Source organism: Mesorhizobium sp. B2-5-4 (genome assembly GCF_006441095.1).
Taxonomy (GTDB): Bacteria; Pseudomonadota; Alphaproteobacteria; order Rhizobiales; family Rhizobiaceae; genus Mesorhizobium; species Mesorhizobium salmacidum.
This window is the reverse complement of record NZ_VFUR01000001.1, coordinates 282925-302363: the sequence shown is the minus strand read 5'-3', so window position 1 is coordinate 302363 and position 19439 is coordinate 282925. Positions and strand designations below refer to the sequence as shown.

Genomic DNA, 19439 nt, shown 5'->3' with positions numbered 1-19439 from the left:
CTGCCCCGAGGCGAACTTCGCGCTGAAACCGGCTCAAGTCCACTCAAGAAGTCGCGCGCATCGGCACGCCAATCCATCAGCTACAGATGACGGCCCGATGAAAAGCGCGGTGAAGAAAGTCAGATCTTGTCGTCGTCGCCCTGGGTGATCAGCCGGGCGCTGCGCTGGCCTGTGACGTAGATCCATAGCCAGCTCAGCGAAACCGCAAGCCGGTTGCGGAAACCGATCAGGAAATAGATGTGGGCGATGCCCCAGAGCCACCAGGCGAGCCAGCCGGTCAGCTTGATCCAGCCGAAATCGATCGCGGCCGCGCGCTTGCCGATCGTCGCCAGATCACCGGCATGCTTGTAATGGAAAGGCCGCGGGCTCGTGTCGCCGGCAAGCCTGGCCTTGACGGTCGCGGCAACATGCCGTCCCTCCTGCTTGGCGGAAGGTGCCACGCCGGGCACCGGCCGTCCGTCGGGCCGCAGCACAAGCGCTGCGTCGCCGATGACAAAAATTTCCGGGCTGCCGGGCACACTGAGATCAGGCTCGACCAAGACCCTGCCGGCTCGGTCCGCCTTCGCTCCCAACCATTCGGCGGCGGGCGAAGCGGCGACGCCGGCTGCCCACAGGATCGTGCGTGCCGGCAGAACCGTGTCGCCAAAAACCACGCCTTCGGCATCGCAGCGCGTGACGGCCCGGCCAAGCTCGACCACAACACCAAGCCGTTCGAGCGCCTTCCCGGCATAGTCGGAGAGCGTCGGCGCGAAATTGGCCAGAATGCGGTCGCCGGCCTCGATCAGCACCACGCGCGTCTGGCGCGTATCGATGTTGCGGAATTCGCCGCGCAGCGTGTCATGCGCCAGTTCGGCAATGGTTCCGGCAAGTTCGACGCCGGTCGGCCCGCCGCCGACGATGGCAATGGTCAGCAGCGCCTGGCGCCTAGCGGGGTCGGGTTCCCGCTCCGCCTGCTCGAAGGCCAGAAGAATGCGGCGCCGAATGGTGGTGGCGTCCTCCAATGTCTTCAGGCCCGGTGCGAAAGGCTCCCATTCGTCATGGCCGAAATAGGCGTGGCGCGCGCCGGTGGCGAGCACCAGCGTGTCGTAGGCGACGGTGCTGCCATCGTCGAGCAAAACACGTTTGCCGGCCCGGTCGACTCCCGTGACATTGGCCAGCAGCGTGGTCACATCCTTGCGCTTGCGCAGGAGATGGCGGATCGGCCAGGCAACCTCCGAGGTCGCCAGCGCCGTGGTTGCCACCTGATAGAGCAGCGGCTGGAACAGATGATGGTTGCGCTTGTCGATCATGGTGATGCGCACTGGTACACCGGCCAGCGCGCGGGTGAATTCAAGGCCACCGAACCCGGCGCCGACGACGACGACATGGTGTCTGGCATCGCTCATTTCGTTCACCCTTGGATGGGCTAGATTGCCTGCCTAGATGTAGGTATTTTTGTGCAATGCAACAATGGCAGGACAGTGCGCGAGACTCGTCGTGCCATGTCGTGAATGCGCATGTTGTATCGTATCGCGAGGTATAGCGTCATCGAACGCGAGATGAGGTGAGGCATGGCTAAAGATCATGACGAACAGGGTCCGGCACAGTATGCCTCGCCACCCTGCTTCCTGCATGAGCTCGATCCCGCGTTCCAACCACCGCTCAGCGACTGGACCGACGTCAGGCGCTGGCGCAAGGCCGAGCGTGAGCGTCTGATCGCGGCGCGCCTTGCCGTTTCCGCCGAAGCGCGAACGGCAATGTCGCAACGCATCGCGGAAGGCCTCGAGGCAGTGATCGGTGGCGTAGCAGGCCGGATGGTCAGCCTCTACTGGCCGTTTCGCGGCGAGCCGGATTTGCGGCCATGGATGGCGTCGATCAACGCGCAAGGCGGCCGCACCGCGTTGCCCATCGTTGTCGAAAAGGGTCAGCCGTTGATCTTTCGCGCCTACAAACCGGGCGACCGGCTGGAGAAAGGGGTGTGGAACATCCCGATCCCGGCCGAAGGCGATCCGGTGCTGCCGGACATCGTGATCTCGCCCATTGTCGGCATTGATCCGGCAAGCTATCGGCTGGGCTATGGCGGCGGCTTCTTCGACCGCACGCTGGCCGCCATGTCGTTCAAGCCACTGGTCATCGGCGTCGGCTACGAATTGCAGCGCATCGCCACCATCTATCCGCAGTGGCACGACATCCCCATGGACCGGATCGTGACGGAGGCTGCCACGGCGTAAGTTAGAGCCCGTTTCGAAGCTCGGTCATGTGAGTCATATGGAGGTGTTTCGAGAACCGGAGCGCAGCGGACATTTGGGTCCATGAGCACCGGAAGCGCAGAAAACGCCTTCAGATGGGCATAGGAACGAGGTCTCGGCCGGGCTCTAAGCCATTTCCGGCTTCAACCCCATGGCCGTCCGGTCGACGATTTCGCGCAAGGCGAAGGACGAATTGATCTTCGTTACGTGCGGCATCGCGGACAACCATTCCTTGTGGATGCGCTCGTAGTCGACGAGATCCTTCGCCGCGATCCTCAGGATATAATCGTACTCGCCCGACATCAGGTGGCACGACAGTACGTTCGGACAGCGTTTGATCGCCGCTTCGAAGTCCGACAGCGTCTTCTCGAACTGGCCGGAGAGCGATATGTGGACGATCGCCGTCATCTGGTGGCCAAGGGCTGCATTGGACAGCCGGGCGTGGTAGCCGCGAATGGTTCCGGATTTTTCCAGATTGTCGAGCCGGCGCGAACAGGCCGACTGCGACAGGCCGACCTTTTCGGCAAGGGCCGCGTTCGGCATCCGGCCATCCTTCTGCAATGTCTCCAGAATGGCGATATCAATCCTGTCGAGCGGCATTCTTCGTGATTCCTGCGAATATCGGTACATTTTTCGCAACGATTATCGAAGGACGCGCGCTCCTGCAAGCGCATTCGCAAACACCTGCGCGCCGATTCATGGTTCACTGCGTCCATACAGGGAGTGAGCCCAAAAGGGCCCGGATCAGGAGAAGAAAATGCGCGTCGGCTGCCCCAAGGAAATCAAGAATCACGAATACCGTGTCGGCCTCACGCCGGGCTCGGTCCGCGAATATGTCGCCCATGGCCATGAAGTTCTGGTCGAGGCCGGCGCGGGCGCCGGCATCGGCGCCGATGACAATGCCTATCGCGCCGCCGGCGCCACCATCGCCAAGACGGCCGCCGACGTGTTCGCCAAGTCGGACATGATCGTCAAGGTCAAGGAGCCGCAGCCCAATGAGTGGGTACAGCTGCGCGAAGGCCAGATCCTCTACACCTATCTCCACTTGGCCCCGGATCCGGAACAGACCAAGGGCCTGCTCGCTTCGGGCGTCACCGCGATTGCCTATGAAACCGTGACCGACGACCGTGGCGGGCTGCCGCTTCTGGCGCCGATGTCGGAAGTCGCTGGCCGCCTGTCGATCCAGGCCGGCGCCACGGCGCTGCAGAAGGCCAATGGCGGCCGCGGCGTGCTGCTCGGCGGCGTGCCCGGCGTGCTGCCCGGCAAGGTCACCGTGCTCGGCGGCGGCGTTGTTGGCCTCCACGCGGCCCGCATGGCCGCCGGCCTTGGCGCAGATGTCACCATCATCGACCGCTCGATCCCGCGTCTGCGCCAACTCGACGACCTCTTCGCCGGCCGGGTCCACACCCGTTATTCGACCGTCGAGGCGCTCGAGGAAGAATGCTTCTCGGCCGACATCGTCGTCGGCGCCGTGCTCATCCCGGGCGCTGCCGCGCCGAAGCTCGTCACCCGCGAAATGCTGTCCGGCATGAAAAAGGGCTCGGTACTGGTCGATGTCGCCATCGACCAAGGCGGCTGCTTCGAGACCTCGCACGCGACCACCCATGCCGAACCCACCTACGAGGTCGACGGTGTCATCCACTACTGCGTCGCCAACATGCCTGGTGCGGTGCCGGTCACTTCGGCCCATGCGCTGAATAACGCAACGCTGCACTATGGCCTGCAGCTCGCCGACAAGGGCCTGAAGGCCCTGGTCGACGACCATCACCTGCGCAACGGCCTCAACGTCCACAAGGGCAAGATCACCAACCGCGCGGTCGCCGAAGCGCTCGGCTATGAACTGGTCGAGCCGAAGGCAGTGCTCGCGGCTTAATACACCCGAAAGCTTCCTTCAGTCCCCGCCGGCTCAAACCGGCGGGTTTTTTCTTGAGCGATCGGTGCAGGCAACAAAAAAGCGGAGCCAAAGCCCCGCTTCCTCGATATCGAGATTTGCCGCCGGTTCATCCGCGGTCGGCCAATCGATCGACAACGGCTTTCTAGCGCGTCCATGCGACAGCAGTGCGACAGAAGCTTTCTATCGGCAATCGTTGCATCTCATGCGCGCTCGATACGGCACTGGTAGCAATTGTTGCGCGCCGAGCGGACATGCACATAGGCAATGTCTTCACGCTCGAACAAGGTCTCGGCTCGTGCGGCAATTGCTTGGGTCGGGATGACGCCACCGCTACCGTAGACGATACGATCATCGCTGCCATAGCCGCGCACGATATAGTCCGGGCTATCGAGAATCTCGGGCGGCAGTCCTGCCCCGGCGGCACGCTCGCACTCCTGGGCATGCAGGAAGATCGGCCCTGTTTCAGCGTAGGGCTGAGGGTTCGGAAATGGCCGGTAGGCGAGGATTAGGTAGACATCCCCGGCGGCGATATTCCTAAGGCAATGCCGGCAAGGCATGCCATCACCGTCAGAGATTTTCCGCTCGGGCGTCTGGCCATAGGCATCGGGACCGCCGCGCTGCAGGGCCCTTACATCTTCGGTCGGCAGAGCTGTGAACTGGATGGTCATGGCAAGATCTCCGCTGCTGTCGACCGGAAATTACCCGCTCGCGACAGGGCTTCCCACCCGATTCCCGCCAAGCATCCGGGAACCGATCCGATGTGAGGATAGGTCCCCGTAGACCTTCGATGGGATCCCCGGCATCTTCAGACATAAGCCGGCTAATCAGTGCGACAAATCACTTGATGAAATCGTCGAAGCGGCGGTTCAGATTCCGGCTGGAGTTACGGCCGCATGACGCTGGCCGAGCGCTCGGCGAAAGGTAGGGGATGCACGACCTCTTTCTTCTGAGCGACCGGCTTGAAACCGAGCTTCTGGTAGAGCGGCAGCGCTGCGGGGTGGTCGAGCGTGCAGGTCTGCACCGTCACCCGTTTCGGCCCATACGACCACGCCGCCGCAATCGCCGAGCCAAGGAACCAGCGGCCGATGCCTTGCCCGGTGGCGTGTTCCATCATGCCGAAATAGGCGAGTTCGACTTCCTCGGGCAGATGCGGCTTGAGGTCGAAGAAGCCTGCCGGCGAACCGTCGAGATAGAGCACCCTGATGTCGCGATCCTCGCGGTGGATTCCGGCCGACAGCTCGTCGTCATTCAGCCTTAGAACATTCACCCAGTGCCATTTGCGCCCCACCCGGTCCATCAGGTAGCGGTAGAAATGCAAGGGAATATCCCTGGTCTTCAGCAGTGCGACCTGACGGTTGTAGGGCACCGGTGGCGAGGCGGCCTGTGGGGCATGCATCTCCAGAAAAGTCACCGTGACTTCAATATCCTGCAGCACGCCGTTTTCCATCAATTCATTCCTTGCCGGCATTCGCTGGGCCGGTCACGACCGGCGTATCGGACAGCCCGCCCCACTCGGTCCATGAGCCGTCATAAAGCCTGTTGTCGGTGTGGCCAAGCGTCTCCAGCGCCAGCGTGACCACCGCAGCGGTGACGCCGGAGCCGCAGGATGTGACCACTGGTTTGGACAGGTCGATACCGGAGTTCTCTATCACCTCGCGCAAACGGTCCTTCGGCAGCAGCCTGCCGTTTTCGGAAAGCGCCGAATAAGGGATGTTGCGTGCGCCCGGCATATGGCCGGAGCGGATGCCAGCGCGGGGCTCGGGCTCGGCACCGGTAAAGCGGCCGGGTCCCCTGGCGTCGGCAATCTGGCTTGCTTTCGTATCGACGATCCGGCGCATGTCGGCCAAACCGACGACGCGACCGGCATCGAAATCAGCATGAAAGACGCTTGGCGCGATCTTGGTCGGCTCGGCTGTTACCGGCCGGTCGGACGCCTTCCAGTTGTCGAAACCGCCGTCCAGAATATAGGTCTGGAAGACGCCCATGATGCGGAACATCCACCATGCCCGGGGCGCCGAGAAGAAACCTGGGCCATCATAAACGACGATGGTGTCATCGGCCGAAACGCCCATTGAGCCGACATACTGGGCGAAATGCTGCGGCGATGCCAGCGTATGCGGCATGGCGGCGTCGGGATCCGAAACGGCATCCTGGTCCAGGAAACGGGCGCCTGGAATATGGGCAGCATCATACTCGGCGCGCGCGTCGCGTTTTTGCGCCGGCAGATACCAGGAGGCATCTATGATCGTTAGGCCCGGCTGGCCCAAGCGCTCCTGCAGCCAGTCAGCGTCGACGGTGAAAGGACTGTCTTCGGCCATTTTCTCTCCTACCGCCTTTTGACGGTGTCTGTCTGTTCAGTTCGCCGGCATGGGGCCGAAGCGGATGCGGAAGCGCCTGTTCTCCCGGCCTTTCTTCTCGATCTTGCCGATGTGGATCTCGCCGATTTCGCCGGTGCTTTTCACATGCGTGCCACCGCAGGGCTGGCTGTCCACCGAGGCGCTTTCGCCGATGCAGACGAGGCGGATATTGCCCGTGCCAACGGGCGGTCGGACATTCTTGGATTTCACCAGGCCGGGATTGGCGGCCAATTCCTCGTCGCTGATCAGCCTGGTGAAGATGGGATGATCAGCCCTCACCAGGTCCATCATGCCGGCAGTCACATCTTCCTTGGTGAAGCTGGCGTCCGGAATGTCGAAATCGACACGGCTGTCGTCCTCGGAAACCGCCGCACCGGTGATCGGGAACGGGCAGACGACTGTCAGCAGGTGGCAGGCAGCGTGCATGCGCATCAGCAGGTGCCGCCGCTCCCAGAAGATTGCCAGCTTCACCCGCTCGCCAACGGCCAGTGCCGCCTGCGCGGGCGCCGGCACGTGGATGATCTCGTCCTTGGTTTCGCCTGTAATCGTGGCGGCGATCTCGATGCGGCTGCCGTTGGCACACTCCAACGTGCCGCTATCGCCCGGCTGGCCGCCAGAAGTGGCATAAAAGATCGTCCGGTCGAGGATGATGCCGCCGCGCTCATTGATGGCGACGACCGTGGCGTCAGCCGTCCTGAGATAGGCATCGTCGCGAAACAGCGCTTCTGTCTTGTGCGCCATCACGCGACCTTTTCGAACGGCACCGAGATCTTGCTCTGCAGTTCCATCCAGCCCGGCACAGGAAGCTTCTTGTCGCGCAGGAATTCCGGGTTGAACAGCTTCGACTGATAGCGCGTGCCGTAGTCGCAGAGGATCGTCACGATGGTGTGGCCCGGGCCCAATTCCCTGGCCAGCCGCATCGCGCCGGCGATGTTGATGCCAGTCGAGCCGCCGACGCACAGGCCTTCCTCCTGGATCAGGTCGAAGACGATCGGCAGCGCGTCCTCATCCTTGATCTGGTAGGAGAAGTCAGGCGTGAAGCCTTCGAGATTGGCGGTGATGCGCCCCTGCCCGATGCCTTCGGTGATCGAACTGCCTTCGGACTTTAATTCGCCGCTGGTATAGAAACTGTAGAGGGCGGCGCCGAGAGGATCGGCGAGCGCAATCTTGACGTTCTTGCTCCTGGCCCTCAAACCGAGCCCGACACCGGCCAGCGTTCCGCCCGAACCCACCGCCGAGACGAAACCGTCGACCTTGCCGCCGGTCTGGGCCCAGATTTCCTCGGCCGTGGTACGGATATGACCATCGCGGTTGGCGACATTGTCGAACTGATTGGCCCAGATGGCGCCGTTCGGCTCAGTTCTCGCCATCTGCTCGGCCAGCCGCCCCGACAGCTTCACATAATTGTTGGGGTTCTTGTAAGGCACGGCGGGCACTTCGATCAGTTCGGCGCCGAGCAACCTGATCGTGTCCTTCTTTTCCTGGCTCTGCGTATCCGGGATGACGATGACCGTGCGATAGCCGAGTGCCTTGGCGACGAGCGTCAACCCAATGCCGGTGTTGCCGGCCGTCCCCTCGACGATGACACCGCCCGGCTTCAACAGGCCACGTTGTTCGGCATCGCGGATGATGAACAGCCCGGCGCGATCCTTGACCGACTGGCCCGGATTCATGAACTCGGCCTTGCCCAGGATCTCGCAGCCGGTCTCTTCGGAAGCTTTATTGAGGCGGATCAGAGGCGTGTTGCCGATCGCGTCGATCACAGAACGGGGCATTCAGGATTCCTTGTGTACGTGCGCCGAAACCCTAGAAACCCAACGCTTCGGTTTCAAGGCAAGAATTCGTCTGGTCCAGTCGCATTTCCGGCGCTGCGGTGCATGGATGTCGCTGGGGACCATTTGCACCTGGCGTCGAGAAGCACCCTTTTCATTCGATTTCTCCACCGCTAGAGCAAGACACTAATAACTCGGCGGGGCGCAAGCATGACACTCTATCGGGCCGATCCGAAACACGGCGTCGCATGGGTCACGGGCGGCAGCAGCGGCATCGGCCGCTCGCTGGCCAAGGATCTGGCGTCACAAGGGTATGCGGTGGCGGTGACAGCGCTGGACGACGATCCGATCGACACGCTCATCGTCGAGACCGCACAGATGCCGGGCAAGGTCGTGTCCTTTCCCTGCGACGTCACCGACGAGCCGCGCATGGCAAAGACGGTGGCGGCGATCGAGAAGGACCTCGGGCCGATCGTGCTCGCCATCTTCAATGCCGGACACTACATCGCGACACCTGGAGAGTCGCTCGTCGTCAAGGACTTCCGCCGCTCCTTCGAGGTCAACTATTTCGGCATCATCAATGGGCTGGTGCCTGTGGTCGAGTATATGCGGGTGCGCGCGCGTGGCCATGTCGTTCTGGTCGGCTCGGTGACCGCCTATTTCGGCTGGCCGACCACGGCGGCCTATGGTGGCACCAAGGCGGCGATCAACATCCTGGCCGAGTCGCTGAAATATGATTTCGACAAGATGAACATCCGCGTCCAGGTGGTAAACCCCGGTTTCGTCGACACGCCACTGACCGAAAAGAACATGCTGCCGATGCCGGGCCTGATGCCGGTTGGCCGTGCGACGCGCCGCATGATGAAAGGAATCAAGTCCGGCGGCTTCGAAGTCACCTTCCCGTATAGAACGAGCTGGCCGCTGAAAATTCTTGGCATGCTGCCAAGGCCTTTATGCAGATGGGTGATCAACCTGACGACCAGCTGGAAGGCACGGCCGCTGTATTATGAGCGCAAAGCGCCCAACAAGTAGATGCCCACAGGATTGGTGGCTTGGCTGCCTGAACGGCCGTTGCCTGTGCATGGCCACCACCATAGCTTGAATGTTGTTGCGTGGAGTCTGCGATGGGGCGACGGATCGTGTTTGCTGTGCTGGGCCTGATCGCCATCCTCGCACTGGCCTCCGTATTGGGTCCACGCGTACCCGTCGACACCACGATCCGTTTCGATCCTTCCGTCATCGGTGACGACCCACAAGCCTATGTGGCAAAGGTTGAAGCCGCCATGCCCGGTATTCGCGACGGGCTGGAGAAGGAGATCGTCTGGGCGAACCCGATGGTGCACGCCAAGACGCCGCTGTCGATCGTCTACATCCATGGCTTTTCCGCATCGAAGGGCGAGGTCCGGCCCTTGCCCGACGACGTTGCCGACCAGCTCGACGCCAACCTGTTCTACACCCGCCTCACCGGTCACGGCCAGGACGGCGCGGCGATGACGCAAGGCAGTGTCAATGCCTGGATCAACGACTATGAGGAGGCGCTCGCCATCGGCCGGGCGATCGGCGACAAGGTGATCGTCATCTCAACGTCGACCGGCGGCTCGCTGGCGGCCTGGGCGGCGACGCAGGCCGGTGCATCCGAGGGCGTGGCGGCCATTGCATTCATCTCGCCCAATTTCGGCGTGAAGGCATCCGGCGCCGAGGTCCTGACCATGCCATGGGGAAAGCAGATCGCCGAACTCGTCGCCGGCAGGGAACGCAACTTCGCGCCGCGCAACGCGCTGCATGAGAAATTCTGGACCACCAGATATCCGATCGCAGCGACAATGCCGATGCAGGCCCTGACGGAGCTAGCCTATGGCGCGCCCGTGGAGAAGGCGACCATCCCGGCTTTGTTCATCTTCTCGGATTTGGACAGAGTGGTGCGGGCCGACCGTACCCGCGAAATCGCCGCGCGCTGGGGTGGCCCGCATGAGCTGGTCCCCATCGAAAGCAGTGGCGATCCCGACAATCATGTCATCGCCGGCGACGCGCTGTCGCCATCCACCACGGCTTTCCTGGCGCAACGGATTGCTGTCTGGGTCGAGGCGGTGGCGAAGTAAGGTTCGGAGACGAAAAGGGCTGATGAAGCATTGCTTCATCAGCCCCTTTCTTTGTTGGTCAGTCACCAGCCAACCATCAAGGGTTGGCCAACTGCATAAGGCGTATTAAGCAGCTCGCGCCGCCGGACGCTTGCCGCCGAAGCGGCGCTTGTTGTTGCCCTTGAAGGGCTTGGCGCCTTCGGGCTTGCGTTCGCCGGCAAAGGCTGGCTTGTCGCCGAAACGCTTGTTGCCGAAGCCGTTGTTCTGCTTCTTCTCGCCGCCCGGTCGCCGGCCGTCGCGACGCCCATTGCGGTCGCTGCGATCATTGGCGGGTTCGAAGCGCTCGTTCTTTTCCGCCGGATTGCGTGCCGGATCGGGGCTGCCGAGATGGTCGGCAACAACAGGCAGCTTGGTGCGGATGATCCGCTCGACCTGGCGCAGCTTGCTGTTCTCCGAAGGATCGCAAAGCGTGATCGCGATGCCATCCATCCCGTTGCGACCGGTGCGGCCGATGCGGTGGACGTAGCTTTCAGCCTCGTCCGGCAGGTCGAAATTCACGACATGGCTGATGCCGGGCACGTCGATGCCGCGCGCGGCGATGTCGGTCGCGACCAGGATGCGCACCGAACCGTCGCGGAAATCATTCAGCGCCTTCTGACGGGCATTCTGCGACTTGTTGCCGTGGATAACGGCGGCCTTGAAGCCGTCGCGCTCGAGGTCCTTGGTCACCCGGTCCGCACCATGTTTGGTACGCGAAAAGATGATGACGGACTTCATCGCCTCATCGGCGAGCATCGTCGACAACACCTGGCGCTTCTGCTTGGTGCGGGCGAAGACGACGCCCTGGACGATTTCGGCGGCCGCAGTGCTTTGCGGCGAGACTTCGACACGGACAGGGTTCTTCAGGAGGCCCTTGGCGAGTTCAGCGATCTCGTCCGGCATGGTGGCCGAGAAGAGCGCCGTCTGGCGATCGGGCGCGGTCGCCTTGGCAATGCGCTTGACGTCGTTGATGAAGCCCATGTCGAGCATGCGATCGCCCTCGTCCAGCACCAGCCATTTGGTGTCGGAGAGGATGAGGTCGCCCTCGCGCACGAGGTCGGTCAAGCGACCGGGCGTGGCGATGAGGATATCGACGCCGGGAGCAACCTTCTTCACCTGGCTGAAGCGCGAGACGCCGCCCAGCACGAGTGCCGTCGAGACATGCGCGCCCTTGGCGAGGATCTTGATGGTGTCCTCGATCTGCACCGCGAGTTCGCGGGTCGGCGCCAGGATCAGCGCGCGGGTCGTCTTGGCGCGCCGCTTGGTGCCTAGCGCGATGATCTTCGATAGGATCGGCAGCGCAAAGGCCGCGGTTTTGCCGGAGCCGGTCTGCGCGATGCCGAAAATGTCACGGCCTTCCAGCTGCGGCGGGATGGCCTGCATCTGGATCGGCTTCGGTTCGGCGAATCCGGCATTGTGGGTGGCCTTGAGCAGCGCACCCGTAATTCCCAGCGCCGCGAAACCGGAGAGTTCCGCGGTGTCGTTGCCGGGCAAAGTGTTTTCGTTGGTCAAAATAATCTTCTTTCACGCGGCCTCTGGCCGCAAACGTCAATCGCGGCAGGGCGCAACCTGCCGTCGAAAATTTGATATGAAACGACAAGGCGGGCGGACACGTGCGTCCACTCGGCTGCGCTGTCGTGCCCGCAGGCATCATGCCACGGGGCTTTTTCGCCACTTTGTGATGTACCGGAAAGAGGGGCCGATATACCGGAAAGAGGGAAAACAGACGCAACCAGTCTCATTTGTCGAGAAGGCCGGAATCTCCCGGCCCAAGCGCCTATGGGTTGCATATGGCTGAGTTCGCCCCGGAATGCAAGAGGCGCGATGTTGCGGTGCAGCAAAAACCAGCCAAAAGCCGACGCTTGCGCTCCCCGACGGGCATCATTACCACAAACGCAGCTTCCGTTTTCTGGGGACCGAGCGATGAAAGACGTGCTGAAGGAACTCGAGCGGCGGCGTGACATCGCCCGCATGGGTGGCGGCCAGGCCCGCATCGACGCCCAGCACAAGAAGGGCAAGCTCACAGCGCGCGAACGCATCGAGGTGTTCCTCGATGAGGGTTCTTTCGAGGAGTTCGACATGTATGTCGAGCACCGCTCGACCGACTTCGGCATGGAGAAGACCAAGATCGCAGGCGATGGCGTCGTCACCGGCTGGGGCACGGTCAACGGCCGGCCGGTCTATCTCTTCGCCAAGGATTTCACGGTGTTCGGGGGCTCGCTGTCGGAAGCCCATGCCGAAAAGGTCATCAAGGTGCAGGAGATGGCGCTGCGCAATCGCGCGCCGATCATCGGCCTCTACGATGCCGGGGGCGCGCGCATCCAGGAAGGCGTCGCCGCACTCGGCGGGTATGCCGAGATCTTCCAGCGCAATGTGCTCGCTTCGGGTGTCATTCCGCAGATCTCCGTCATCATGGGCCCTTGTGCCGGCGGTGACGTCTATTCGCCCGCGATGACCGATTTCATCTTCATGGTGCGCGATACCTCTTACATGTTCGTCACAGGGCCGGATGTGGTGAAGACCGTGACCAACGAGACGGTGACCGCCGAGGGCCTCGGCGGCGCTTCCGTCCACACAACGAAATCCTCGATCGCCGACGGCGCCTATGACAATGACGTCGAAGCACTCTTGCAGATGCGCCGGCTGGTCGACCTGTTGCCAGCTTCCAATACGTCGGAGCTCCCCGAGATCGAATGCTACCAGTCGGTCACCGACCATGACATGTCGCTCGACCGGCTGATCCCCGACAATGCCAACAAGCCCTACGACATCAAGGAGCTGATCCTGAAGGTCGCCGATGAGGGTGATTTCTTCGAGATCCAGCAGAGTTTTGCGAAGAACATCGTCACCGGTTTCGGCCGGGTAGAGGGCCGCACGGTCGGCTTTGTCGCCAACCAGCCAATGGTTCTGGCGGGCGTGCTCGATTCCGACGCCAGCCGCAAGGCGGCGCGCTTCGTGCGTTTCTGCGACTGCTTTTCAATCCCGATAGTCACCTTCGTCGATGTTCCCGGTTTTCTGCCCGGCACGGCGCAGGAGTATGGCGGCCTGATCAAGCATGGCGCCAAGCTGCTTTTCGCCTATGCCGAGGCGACCGTGCCGAAGATCACCGTCATCACCCGCAAAGCCTATGGCGGCGCCTACGACGTCATGGCGTCGAAGCATCTGCGCGGCGACATGAACTATGCCTGGCCGACGGCGCAGATCGCCGTTATGGGGGCGAGAGGCGCGGTCGAGATCATCTACCGCAAGGACATCGGCGATGCCGAAAAAATCGCTGCCCATACAAAGGCTTACGAGGACCGCTTCCTGTCGCCGTTCGTAGCCGCCGAGCGCGGCTATGTCGACGAGGTGATCATGCCGCACTCGACCCGCCGCCGTATCGCCCGGGCGCTTCGCATGCTGCGCAACAAGGATATGCAGAACCCCTGGAAGAAGCACGACAACATTCCGCTGTGAGCTGGTGTCGCGGGCATCGCGGTTGATCAGCGCCCGCCTCCGGCAGCAACCAGTTCGCGCAGCACCGGCATCATCGCCTGCGGCAAATCCTCGGCGACCAGCCCCGGCCCGAACCGACTGCCGGTCTCGGCGTGAATCCAGACCGCCGCGCAGGCCGCTTCGAAGGCCGGCATGCCTTGCGCAAGCAGTCCGGCCGTGATGCCGGACAACACATCGCCCGACCCAGCGGTGGCAAGCCAGGCCGCGCCATTGGAATTGATCGCTGCCCTGCCGTCCGGAGCGGCGATCCCCGTATCGGCGCCCTTGTAGACGATGACGGCATTGGCGCGCGCTGCCGCCGCGCGTGCCTTGTCAAGCTTCGATGAGGCATTGTCATCGGCGATGCCAGGAAACAGCCTGGCGAACTCCCCTTCATGCGGTGTCATCACCAGCGCGGGCGCGTTTGGCCCGCGGGCGGCTTCGAACAAGACATCTGGCACCTCACGAAACGAAGTGATCGCGTCGGCGTCGAAGACCAGGCCGGCAATTCCAGTGGACGCGGCCGCTGGCTTGCCCAACGCGAGTAGCGCAAGCGCGAACGCCTGGGTTTTTTCACCGACGCCAAAGCCAGGCCCGAGAACAAAGGCCGATGGCCGGCGCTCCTCGACAAATGCCTCAATGTCGGCAGCGTCGTCGGCCCTGCGCAGCATGATCGAGGTCAGGTGCGCGGCATTGACCTGCATGGCGTTGCCCGGCGACAGGACCGTTACCGCCCCTGCCCCGCTTCGGGCAGCGCCAAATGCAGAGAGCCGCGCCGCGCCGGTGGCATTGGGGCCACCGGAAAAGACACCGACATGGCCGCGCTTGTATTTGTGCGCGTCGACGGCCGGCACCGGCAAATAGCGCAACCAAAGCGCTGGTCCATTCTCGAACGTCCGGGGCTGGAGCCTTGCAATGATCTCCAGCCCAATGCCGATATCGGCAAGCACGATCTCGCCGCATCGCTCCCGGCCGGGCAGGAGCAGATGGCCGGGCTTCTTGCGCGCAAAGGTCACTGTGAGCTCGGCCGAAAACGACCTGCCGAGCACCTTGCCGCTGTCGCCGGCAATGCCGGAAGGCAGGTCGACCGCGACAACCGGCAAATGCAGGTCGGTGACCAGATCGACCGCCCTGGCGGCCTCACCCGACAGCCGCTTGGACAGCCCTGCCCCGTAAAGCGCATCGACGACGATCGAGCCGGGTCCGGCATCCAAGTCCGATAGCGGCCGGGGCTTGATTGGGCATTCGGCGGCGGCGAGTGCCGCATCGCTATGCGGCTTCGGCGGGGCAGACGCCCAGACCGTGGTGGCGACGCCGCTGCCGGCGAGGATCCGGGCAACGACATAACCGTCGCCACCATTGTTGCCCGGGCCGCACAACACATGGACGTGCGCCGCCGCTGGATAGCGCCTGAGCACTTCGGCCGCGACGGCTTGCCCTGCACGTCGCATCAATCCAATGCCGTCGGTTGGACCTGCTGCAATTGTCAGCCGATCCGCCTCGTCCATCTCGGCGGAAGTAAGAAGTTCGTGGCTCATGGATTGCCGATCCGCATTCGATCAAGCATTGTCCAGTTTTCGGCTCGACGCAAACGGGGAGGAGCTGGCGCTGTCATGACCATGTCGATCGGCGCAAGGATCGCAGGCACCAAGCTGCGCACCAGATGAGCAATTTGCCCAGATATTGGGCAGACATGCACAGGAGTGCCGGATAGGCTACAGCCATTCATGCCGCTTCCAATGCAGCGCATGACGCGAATTTGCATCTGGGGGTGACATAGCTTTGAAATCGTATGACACCGCTTCTGTTCCCTCCGACTGGCACAGTTCGTGCTTGATTGAGGCGCAAGCGGGGGCTCACAACCCGTTTCTTTGGCAGTGGAGGCCACTTTTTACATGAAAAAGATCGAAGCGATCATCAAGCCATTCAAGCTGGACGAAGTGAAGGAAGCGCTTCAGGAGGCCGGACTGCAAGGCATCACCGTGACCGAGGCCAAGGGATTCGGGCGCCAGAAGGGTCACACCGAACTCTACCGCGGCGCCGAATATGTCGTCGACTTCCTGCCCAAGGTGAAGATCGAGGTCGTGCTCGGCGACGATGCCGTGGAAGGCGCGATCGAGGCCATCCGCAAGGCGGCCCAGACCGGCCGCATCGGCGACGGCAAGATATTCGTCTCCAACATCGAGGAAGTCGTGCGCATCCGCACCGGCGAAACCGGAATGGACGCGGTTTGATCCGAGCCGGCCATCCTCTAAGACCGGCCATCCTCTAAGAAACGTCATCCATCAAAAAACGTCAGCACACAGGGATACATGACATGACGACAGCCAAAGACATCATGAAGCAGATCAAGGACAACGACGTGAAATTCGTCGACCTGCGCTTCACCGACCCGAAGGGCAAGCTGCAGCACGTGACGATGGATGTTGTCGAGGTCGAGGAAGACATGTTTGCCGACGGCGTCATGTTCGACGGCTCCTCGATCGCCGGCTGGAAGGCCATCAATGAGTCCGATATGGTACTGATGCCCGATCCGGACACGGTCCACATGGATCCGTTCTTCGCGCAGTCGACCATGGTCATCCTGTGCGACATCCTCGATCCGGTCTCGGGCGAATCCTACAACCGCGATCCGCGCGGCACGGCCAAGAAGGCCGAGGCCTACATGAAGTCGGAAGGCATCGGCGACACCATCTATGTCGGCCCGGAAGCCGAGTTCTTCGTGTTCGACGACGTCAAGTACAAAGCGGATCCCTACAACACCGGCTTCAAGCTGGATTCGACCGAACTGCCGTCGAACGACGACACCGATTACGAGACCGGCAATCTCGGTCACCGCCCGCGCATCAAGGGCGGCTATTTCCCGGTGCCGCCGATCGATTCGGCACAGGACATGCGCTCCGAAATGCTGACGGTGCTCGCCGAAATGGGCGTGCGCGTCGAAAAGCATCACCATGAGGTGGCCGCCGCCCAGCACGAACTCGGCATCAAGTTCGACACGCTAGTCCGCAACGCCGACAAGATGCTGATCTACAAGTACGTCGTGCACCAGGTCGCCAATGCCTATGGCAAGACGGCGACCTTCATGCCGAAGCCGATCTTCGGCGACAACGGCTCGGGCATGCACGTCCACCAGTCGATCTGGAAGGGCGGCAAGCCAACTTTCGCCGGCAATGAGTATGCCGGTCTGTCGGAGAGCTGCCTGTTCTACATCGGCGGCATCATCAAGCATGCCAAGGCGATCAATGCCTTCACCAACCCGCTGACCAACTCCTACAAGCGTCTGGTGCCGGGTTACGAGGCGCCGGTGCTGCTCGCCTATTCGGCGCGCAACCGTTCGGCGTCCTGCCGCATCCCATTCGGCAGTTCACCGAAAGCCAAGCGCGTCGAAGTCCGCTTCCCGGATCCGGGCGCGAACCCCTATCTCGCTTTCGCCGCCATGCTGATGGCCGGCCTCGACGGCATCAAGAACAAGATCCACCCGGGACAGCCGATGGACAAGGATCTCTACGACCTGCCGCCGAAGGAGCTGAAGAAGATCCCGACCGTCTGCGGTTCGCTGCGCGAAGCGCTCCAGAGCCTCGACAAGGATCGCGGCTTCCTGAAGGCCGGCGGTGTCTTCGACGACGACCAGATCGACAGCTATATCGAGCTCAAGATGGCCGAAGTGATGCGCTTCGAAATGACCCCGCATCCGGTCGAATACGACATGTACTATTCGGTCTAAGATTCCGTTCGGATAGTGTTTCGAAGCCCTTGAAGGATTTCCCCCTTCAAGGGCTTTTTGCTGATTCAAGGAGGACGCATCTCAGCTGGGGCAGCCGGCCCTCTTGGCCGCCGCAGAAGACCTCCGATTGGGTGGCAAAAAACCCGTTCGAGCAAGTTGGCGGATGGCCTTTCGGGACGCAATCGAACGCCAGGAGCGAGCGGCGCACTGCCTCAGGCTGCAATGCCCGCTCGTCCGGCGCCCCGCCAATGCCGTCGTTCACGAAACCCCCGCCCCGTTCGAACAGCATCGCTTTGGCGTAACCCCCAAGGCGACGAATACGCATGCCGCGGCGTGGCCTGTCAACGCCGCCTGCCGGAGGCACAAATCGCCGATTTCGATGCATGAACAGTGGCTTATATAAAGGATCGGTGTGTACGGACGAGCTGAAACAGGCTGTTTTCCGGGCTTTTTCAATGAAACTCGGAAATGCATGAGACGAGTGGCGGCAAGAGGCGTCAACCAAAGCCTCTCGTTCGGCTGAAATTGCCCGTCCCTTTTCAACCTGACTTTTTTTGGGGGAATTCGCCGTTCCGGCAAAAAAGGCCCGGGCGTTTCCGCCGGGCCTTTTCCACAATGAACATCCGCGTGCGGCGCGGAGCTGACCACGCCGCAAAGAGAATCAGGCAGCGGCCGAAACCTCTGCGCTCGCCGGCACCGAAGCGATCGTCTTCAGGATCTGCGAGGCGATCTGGTAGGGGTCGCCCTGTGAATTCGGACGGCGGTCTTCCAGATAGCCCTTGTAGTCGTTCTTGACGAACGAATGCGGGACGCGGATCGAGGCGCCGCGATCGGCGATGCCATAGCTGAACCTGTTCCACGGCGCTGTCTCGTGCTTGCCGGTCAAACGTTTGTCGTTGTCCGGGCCGTAGACGGCGATGTGGTCCATCAGGTTCTTGTCGAAGGCCGCCATCAGCGCTTCGAAATAGGCCTTGCCGCCGACTTCACGCATATAGGACGTCGAGAAATTGGCATGCATGCCCGAGCCGTTCCAGTCGGTGTCGCCGAGCGGCTTGCAGTGGTATTCGATGTCGATGCCGTACTTCTCGGTCAGGCGCTGCATCAGATAGCGGGCCATCCACATCTGGTCGGCGGCCTTCTTGGAACCCTTGCCGAAAATCTGGAATTCCCACTGGCCCTTGGCCACTTCGGCATTGATGCCTTCGTGGTTGATGCCGGCCGCGAGGCAGAGATCAAGATGTTCCTCGACGATCTGGCGCGCAACGGAGCCGACATTCGAATAACCGACGCCGGTATAGTACGGGCCCTGCGGCGCGGGATAGCCGCTTTCGGGGAAGCCGAGCGGACGGCCATCCTTGTAGAAGAAATACTCCTGCTCGAAGCCGAACCAGGCGCCTTCGTCGTCGAGGATGGTGGCGCGCTTGTTGGATGCATGCGGCGTAACGCCGTCGGGCATCATGACTTCGCACATGACGAGCACGCCGTTGGTGCGGGCCGGATCGGGATAGACGGCGACCGGCTTCAGCACGCAATCGGAGCTATGCCCCTCGGCCTGCTGCGTCGAGGACCCGTCGAAACCCCACAGCGGCAGCTGATCGAGCGTCGGGAACTCGGCGAATTCCTTGATCTGCGTCTTGCCGCGAAGATTGGGGACCGGGGTGTATCCATCGAGCCAGATATACTCGAGCTTGTATTTGGTCATTCTAGAGCCTCTCGTTGCTTGGACACCGCAAGCAGGCGATGTCGATGCAAGGCCGAAACAGGCCGGCCTGCCGATGATTAAAAAGCAATTCGTATGCCACTCGGCCTCCGACGGGTGCGGCAAAATGGTCATGCCAAGGCTTTGATTTTGCTGAGCCGTCTCAGCAAT

General features: G+C 62.1%; 17 protein-coding genes. 7 read left to right on the top strand and 10 right to left on the bottom strand.

Annotated elements, in window-relative coordinates; translation table 11 throughout:
* Positions 1-119 precede the first annotated feature (119 nt).
* Entirely contained in the window at positions 120-1385 is a 1266-nt protein-coding gene (locus FJ492_RS01520; RefSeq protein ID WP_140768143.1) for an NAD(P)/FAD-dependent oxidoreductase, read from the bottom strand.
* Between the two features lie 165 nt (positions 1386-1550).
* On the opposite strand from FJ492_RS01520, the gene FJ492_RS01515 reads away from it, so the two are divergent.
* The gene (locus FJ492_RS01515; RefSeq protein ID WP_140768141.1) at positions 1551-2210 is read left to right on the top strand and encodes a 5-formyltetrahydrofolate cyclo-ligase; all 660 of its coding nucleotides are present in this window, start codon (positions 1551-1553) and stop codon (positions 2208-2210) included.
* 144 nt (positions 2211-2354) lie between these two features.
* Here FJ492_RS01515 and FJ492_RS01510 read toward each other — a convergent pair whose 3' ends face one another.
* A complete protein-coding gene (locus tag FJ492_RS01510; protein ID WP_015317948.1) occupies positions 2355-2828 on the bottom strand; it encodes an Lrp/AsnC family transcriptional regulator in 474 nt (157 codons plus the stop codon).
* 157 nt (positions 2829-2985) lie between these two features.
* Here FJ492_RS01510 and ald point away from each other — a divergent pair, with 157 nt between their 5' ends.
* Complete coding sequence (gene ald / locus FJ492_RS01505) at positions 2986-4101, top strand: alanine dehydrogenase (protein WP_019858003.1); 1116 nt, start codon at positions 2986-2988, stop codon at positions 4099-4101.
* A gap of 221 nt (positions 4102-4322) precedes the next feature.
* Here ald and FJ492_RS01500 read toward each other — a convergent pair whose 3' ends face one another.
* The 5 genes from FJ492_RS01500 to FJ492_RS01480 all read right to left on the bottom strand — a co-directional run bounded on the left by FJ492_RS01500 (position 4323) and on the right by FJ492_RS01480 (position 8254).
* The gene (locus FJ492_RS01500) at positions 4323-4790 is read right to left on the bottom strand and encodes a DUF1203 domain-containing protein (protein ID WP_027145602.1); all 468 of its coding nucleotides are present in this window, start codon (positions 4788-4790) and stop codon (positions 4323-4325) included.
* Between the two features lie 215 nt (positions 4791-5005).
* Complete coding sequence (locus FJ492_RS01495; protein ID WP_027145601.1) at positions 5006-5569, bottom strand: GNAT family N-acetyltransferase; 564 nt, start codon at positions 5567-5569, stop codon at positions 5006-5008.
* A 4-nt stretch (positions 5570-5573) separates the two neighbouring features.
* The gene (gene sseA, locus FJ492_RS01490) at positions 5574-6440 is read right to left on the bottom strand and encodes a 3-mercaptopyruvate sulfurtransferase (protein WP_140768139.1); all 867 of its coding nucleotides are present in this window, start codon (positions 6438-6440) and stop codon (positions 5574-5576) included.
* A 36-nt stretch (positions 6441-6476) separates the two neighbouring features.
* A complete protein-coding gene (locus FJ492_RS01485; RefSeq protein ID WP_140768137.1) occupies positions 6477-7220 on the bottom strand; it encodes an alanyl-tRNA editing protein in 744 nt (247 codons plus the stop codon).
* Complete coding sequence (locus tag FJ492_RS01480; RefSeq protein WP_140505239.1) at positions 7220-8254, bottom strand: cysteine synthase A; 1035 nt, start codon at positions 8252-8254, stop codon at positions 7220-7222. The genes FJ492_RS01485 and FJ492_RS01480 overlap by 1 nt, the downstream gene beginning before the upstream one ends.
* Positions 8255-8461: 207 nt before the next feature.
* Between FJ492_RS01480 and FJ492_RS01475 the strand changes: the two genes are divergently transcribed.
* Both FJ492_RS01475 and FJ492_RS01470 read left to right on the top strand, forming a co-directional pair.
* The gene (locus tag FJ492_RS01475; RefSeq protein ID WP_140768135.1) at positions 8462-9283 is read left to right on the top strand and encodes an SDR family oxidoreductase; all 822 of its coding nucleotides are present in this window, start codon (positions 8462-8464) and stop codon (positions 9281-9283) included.
* Between the two features lie 92 nt (positions 9284-9375).
* The gene (locus tag FJ492_RS01470; RefSeq protein WP_140768133.1) at positions 9376-10350 is read left to right on the top strand and encodes an alpha/beta fold hydrolase; all 975 of its coding nucleotides are present in this window, start codon (positions 9376-9378) and stop codon (positions 10348-10350) included.
* Between the two features lie 105 nt (positions 10351-10455).
* Here the strand turns inward: FJ492_RS01470 and FJ492_RS01465 are convergent, their stop codons facing one another.
* The gene (locus FJ492_RS01465; RefSeq protein WP_140505234.1) at positions 10456-11880 is read right to left on the bottom strand and encodes a DEAD/DEAH box helicase; all 1425 of its coding nucleotides are present in this window, start codon (positions 11878-11880) and stop codon (positions 10456-10458) included.
* Between the two features lie 411 nt (positions 11881-12291).
* On the opposite strand from FJ492_RS01465, the gene FJ492_RS01460 reads away from it, so the two are divergent.
* On the top strand, positions 12292-13824 hold the full coding sequence (locus tag FJ492_RS01460) for an acyl-CoA carboxylase subunit beta (RefSeq protein ID WP_140768131.1): 1533 nt from the start codon (positions 12292-12294) through the stop codon (positions 13822-13824).
* Positions 13825-13850: 26 nt separating this feature from the next.
* Here FJ492_RS01460 and FJ492_RS01455 read toward each other — a convergent pair whose 3' ends face one another.
* Positions 13851-15380 carry an NAD(P)H-hydrate dehydratase gene (locus FJ492_RS01455; RefSeq protein ID WP_140768129.1) on the bottom strand — a complete coding sequence of 510 codons (1530 nt, stop codon included), beginning with the start codon at positions 15378-15380 and terminating at the stop codon, positions 13851-13853.
* Positions 15381-15737: 357 nt separating this feature from the next.
* On the opposite strand from FJ492_RS01455, the gene FJ492_RS01450 reads away from it, so the two are divergent.
* On the top strand, positions 15738-16076 hold the full coding sequence (locus tag FJ492_RS01450) for a P-II family nitrogen regulator (RefSeq protein WP_006205430.1): 339 nt from the start codon (positions 15738-15740) through the stop codon (positions 16074-16076).
* Positions 16077-16159: 83 nt separating this feature from the next.
* A complete protein-coding gene (gene glnA, locus FJ492_RS01445; protein ID WP_015317961.1) occupies positions 16160-17569 on the top strand; it encodes a type I glutamate--ammonia ligase in 1410 nt (469 codons plus the stop codon).
* A gap of 661 nt (positions 17570-18230) precedes the next feature.
* Here glnA and FJ492_RS01440 read toward each other — a convergent pair.
* On the bottom strand, positions 18231-19271 hold the full coding sequence (locus FJ492_RS01440) for a glutamine synthetase beta-grasp domain-containing protein (protein WP_140505231.1): 1041 nt from the start codon (positions 19269-19271) through the stop codon (positions 18231-18233).
* Between the last annotated feature and the right edge of the window lie 168 nt (positions 19272-19439).

Bases quoted from the DNA above. Each gene is read 5' to 3' on its own strand.
- FJ492_RS01520 (WP_140768143.1), bottom strand. From the start codon at position 1,385: ATGAGCGATGCCAGACACCATGTCGTCGTCGTCGGCGCCGGGTTCGGT.
- FJ492_RS01515 (WP_140768141.1), top strand. From the start codon at position 1,551: ATGGCTAAAGATCATGACGAACAGGGTCCGGCACAGTATGCCTCGCCA.
- FJ492_RS01510 (WP_015317948.1), bottom strand. From the start codon at position 2,828: ATGCCGCTCGACAGGATTGATATCGCCATTCTGGAGACATTGCAGAAG.
- ald (WP_019858003.1), top strand. From the start codon at position 2,986: ATGCGCGTCGGCTGCCCCAAGGAAATCAAGAATCACGAATACCGTGTC.
- FJ492_RS01500 (WP_027145602.1), bottom strand. From the start codon at position 4,790: ATGACCATCCAGTTCACAGCTCTGCCGACCGAAGATGTAAGGGCCCTG.
- FJ492_RS01495 (WP_027145601.1), bottom strand. From the start codon at position 5,569: ATGGAAAACGGCGTGCTGCAGGATATTGAAGTCACGGTGACTTTTCTG.
- sseA (WP_140768139.1), bottom strand. From the start codon at position 6,440: ATGGCCGAAGACAGTCCTTTCACCGTCGACGCTGACTGGCTGCAGGAG.
- FJ492_RS01485 (WP_140768137.1), bottom strand. From the start codon at position 7,220: ATGGCGCACAAGACAGAAGCGCTGTTTCGCGACGATGCCTATCTCAGG.
- FJ492_RS01480 (WP_140505239.1), bottom strand. From the start codon at position 8,254: ATGCCCCGTTCTGTGATCGACGCGATCGGCAACACGCCTCTGATCCGC.
- FJ492_RS01475 (WP_140768135.1), top strand. From the start codon at position 8,462: ATGACACTCTATCGGGCCGATCCGAAACACGGCGTCGCATGGGTCACG.
- FJ492_RS01470 (WP_140768133.1), top strand. From the start codon at position 9,376: ATGGGGCGACGGATCGTGTTTGCTGTGCTGGGCCTGATCGCCATCCTC.
- FJ492_RS01460 (WP_140768131.1), top strand. From the start codon at position 12,292: ATGAAAGACGTGCTGAAGGAACTCGAGCGGCGGCGTGACATCGCCCGC.
- FJ492_RS01455 (WP_140768129.1), bottom strand. From the start codon at position 15,380: ATGAGCCACGAACTTCTTACTTCCGCCGAGATGGACGAGGCGGATCGG.
- FJ492_RS01450 (WP_006205430.1), top strand. From the start codon at position 15,738: ATGAAAAAGATCGAAGCGATCATCAAGCCATTCAAGCTGGACGAAGTG.
- glnA (WP_015317961.1), top strand. From the start codon at position 16,160: ATGACGACAGCCAAAGACATCATGAAGCAGATCAAGGACAACGACGTG.
- FJ492_RS01440 (WP_140505231.1), bottom strand. From the start codon at position 19,271: ATGACCAAATACAAGCTCGAGTATATCTGGCTCGATGGATACACCCCG.